This is a genomic window from Psychrobacter sp. (genome assembly GCF_018260395.1).
GTDB lineage: Bacteria > Pseudomonadota > Gammaproteobacteria > Pseudomonadales > Moraxellaceae > Psychrobacter.
This window is the reverse complement of record NZ_JAGLBC010000190.1, coordinates 1-3,388: the sequence shown is the minus strand read 5'-3', so window position 1 is coordinate 3,388 and position 3,388 is coordinate 1. Positions and strand designations below refer to the sequence as shown.

3 protein-coding genes are annotated in these 3,388 nt (G+C 36.0%); 1 reads left to right on the top strand and 2 read right to left on the bottom strand.

Translation table 11 applies throughout. From position 1 onward, the window contains the following. Window positions 1-472: 472 nt before the first annotated feature. Window positions 473-1,126, top strand: coding sequence for an isochorismate family cysteine hydrolase YcaC (gene ycaC, locus QZ265_RS10260; RefSeq protein ID WP_296405877.1), 654 nt, complete (start codon window positions 473-475; stop codon window positions 1,124-1,126). A gap of 269 nt (window positions 1,127-1,395) precedes the next feature. Here the strand turns inward: ycaC and QZ265_RS10255 are convergent, their stop codons facing one another. Both QZ265_RS10255 and rho read right to left on the bottom strand, forming a co-directional pair. Next, complete coding sequence (locus QZ265_RS10255) at window positions 1,396-1,635, bottom strand: glycine zipper family protein (protein ID WP_296405875.1); 240 nt, start codon at window positions 1,633-1,635, stop codon at window positions 1,396-1,398. Window positions 1,636-1,940: 305 nt separating this feature from the next. Further along, on the bottom strand, window positions 1,941-3,209 hold the full coding sequence (gene rho / locus QZ265_RS10250) for a transcription termination factor Rho (RefSeq protein WP_296405879.1): 1,269 nt from the start codon (window positions 3,207-3,209) through the stop codon (window positions 1,941-1,943). Between the last annotated feature and the right edge of the window lie 179 nt (window positions 3,210-3,388).

Below are 3,388 nucleotides of genomic sequence, written 5' to 3'. Positions count from 1 at the left end.
AAATAATTTATAGCTCATGTTGAACTTTTAATTGGTTGAAAATGAGCATTTGTTATTTCTAAGTCTGAGCAACCAACAAGTATGAGAACTTAATCAGTTTAAGAAATTATGCAACCTAAATAATTGTTATGGCTTACATTATTATACAAAGCTTACAAAGTAATTACCAAAAAATACTAAGTAAACAAAGCATACAGCATCATATTTGTTAGACTGAACGAGTATTTAGTTTTTCTTAGTAACTCAATACACTTCATTAGTTACTATTTATAAAACCTATAGAAAATACTTCTAAATCGTAGTTTAATTAAATACTTTAACTTATTTAAAGTTTTACAAACTATAGATGAAATACAATGTATAAGTTGAATATCTCTTAATTATCTCAAGTTAATCTACGTAATTATCAAGAAAAGAATATAAAAAAATCCAAAAGTTTACAATCAATATAAATAAAAAATAGGGAAAAATCATGTCTATATTTAAGTCTGAGAGCAAAGTTGGCTACAATCGCCTAAACAAAGATGATGCGGTAGTATTATTTGTTGACCATCAATCTGGTCTGTTGTCTTTATGCCGTGATATGCCAGCTGCAGATTTCAAAAATAACGTAATGGCAATGGCAAAAATCACTGATTATTTTGATCTGCCTGCAATCATGACGACTAGCTTCGAGCAAGGCCCCAATGGTCCAATGATTCCAGAGCTAAAAGAGATGTTTAGTGATGCGCCTTATATAGCGCGACCTGGTCAAATCAATGCTTGGGATAATAAGGATTTTGTAAAAGCAGTAAAAGATACAGGTCGTAAGCAAATCATTATTGCCGGTATCGTCACTGAAGTTTGTGTCGCGTTTCCAGCGTTATCTGCACTTGCAGAAGGCTATGAAGTCTTCGTTGTAACAGATGCTTCAGGTACTACAAATGACATGGCGCGTAATGCAGCTTGGCTACGTATGCAGCAATCTGGCGCACAGCTTATTAATTGGTTTGCAATGATGAATGAATTACGCCGCGATTGGCGTGAAGATATGGAAGGTTACACCAACTTGTTCCATGAGATTTGTCCAGAGTATGCACCATTGATTGATAGTTATAACGCCCTCTCTAAAGGTAGCAAAAAATAAACAGATTTGGACATTCTCTTGCATATAAATTATATTCCAACTTTCTATTTTAACTGAAGAAAGAATGTAATTCTTTTATGGTATATGCATTACGATTTTTGACAATTATGAATGACCATTTCATGAAAAAGCCTGCTAAATCGCAGGCTTTTTTTATTGTTAATCTAAGCAAATAAAAGTTGATAAAAATAATGATTTAAAAGTTATTGATGCTATAAAGATTTATAATCAATACTTCATTATGAAATTAATTAATACAATTAACTGATTTACTTGGTATGATCAATCACATAACCACCAACGCCACCAATAGCTGCACCCGCTGCTGCACCTTTGGCTATATCTTTGCTATTGCCACCAGATTTAATTAAAGCACCGGCTACTGCACCTGCTGTTGCACCTTTAGCAGTATTGCTCATACTATTTAAACCACCTGTTGCATTACAGCCTGCTAAAAAAAGAGCTGAGCTAGTCATTGAGGCAAGAGCAATAGATTTAATCGCTTTCATGGTATCTTCCTTGTCTGAACTATAAAAAATTAATAAAAGTATGTAATACAGAATTATTGCTTTGACTTAACCAGTACAATCAAAAAGAGTAATAGAATATAATTGTTGAAAGTCACATATATAGAATATATCTTATACTGTTGCATATATTTAAGTGTTCTAAAGCTTTCATTGTTTGCAGCAAATACGTTAAATTTATTTCATGGTTGTATCCATAGTAAAATTAAGTAAAGAAAAAGACCACCTATTGGTAGTCTTATTTTTAAGGGTTAACAGCATATCAACTGCAAATTATATTCTTAAAATTAATTTTGAGACTTGCGCTTCATTTGATCAAAGAAGTCATCATTGGTTTTGGCTTCTTTTAAACGATCTAGCAAGAATTCAGTGGCCTGAACCCCATCCATAGGTTGTAGCAATTTACGCAAAATCCATACCTTGCGCAGCGTGTCTTCATCCAATAAACGCTCTTCACGGCGCGTACCAGACTTCCTGATGTTTATGGCTGGGAACACACGCTTCTCAGCCAAATCACGTTCAAGAGTAATCTCTTGGTTGCCGGTACCTTTAAACTCTTCAAAGATAACGCTGTCCATTTTACTGCCGGTATCAATTAAAGCAGTTGAAATAATGGTTAAGCTACCACCTTCTTCAATATTACGTGCCGCACCAAAGAAACGCTTAGGCTGGGCTAAAGCATTGGCATCCACACCACCGGTTAATACTTTACCTGAAGATGGGACAACCGTATTATAAGCACGAGCTAGGCGGGTGATTGAGTCTAATAAAATGACCACGTCTTGCTTATGCTCTACCAAACGTTTTGCTTTTTCAATAACCATCTCAGCAACTTGTACGTGACGCTGTGGAGGCTCATCAAAGGTAGACGCAACAACTTCACCACGTACCGTACGCTGCATTTCAGTAACTTCTTCTGGACGCTCGTCAATTAAAAGTACGATAAGATAGCATTCTGGGTTATTACGAGTAATAGACTGGGCGATGGTTTGCAGTAATACCGTTTTACCTGCTTTTGGTGGGGCTACGATGATAGAGCGTTGACCTTTACCTATTGGAGCAATTAAATCGATAACGCGTCCGGTCAAATCTTCGGTGGTTCCATTACCCATTTCTAACTTTAATTGTTGGGTGGGAAATAGTGGGGTAAGGTTTTCGAAAATCAGCTTATGACGTGAGCGATCTGGAGTATCAAAGTTGATTTCGCCAACTTTTAGTAGTGCAAAATAACGTTCAGAATCTTTTGGTGGGCGGATAGTACCTGCAATTGAATCCCCAGTTTTCAAACTAAAACGTCTAATTTGACTTGGGCTAACATAAATATCATCAGGACCTGCCAAATAAGAGCCTTCTGAAGAACGAAGAAAGCCAAACCCATCCGGAAGCACTTCGAGTACACCATCACCATAAATGGCTTCACCGTTTTTGGCATGTTTTTTTAAGATGGCAAAGATAATGTCCTGTTTGCGGCTACGCGCAAGATTATCTAGTCCCATTTCTTTTGCAATATTCAGCAGTTCAGCAACGGAGTTCTTTTTTAATTCAGTGAGATTCATAGAGGTTTCGTTTGAAGGTTGTTGAGTCATAGTCAGCTGCCAGTACGCCCATATAAACTAAGCATATGCAATAAGTTATAGAAGTGCATGCAATAACTAGATATCGCTACACGTTGATTGAATGAACGATTAAGATAAGAAAAAATTTGTTTCATGAAGATGAATAGTCTTAATTAACT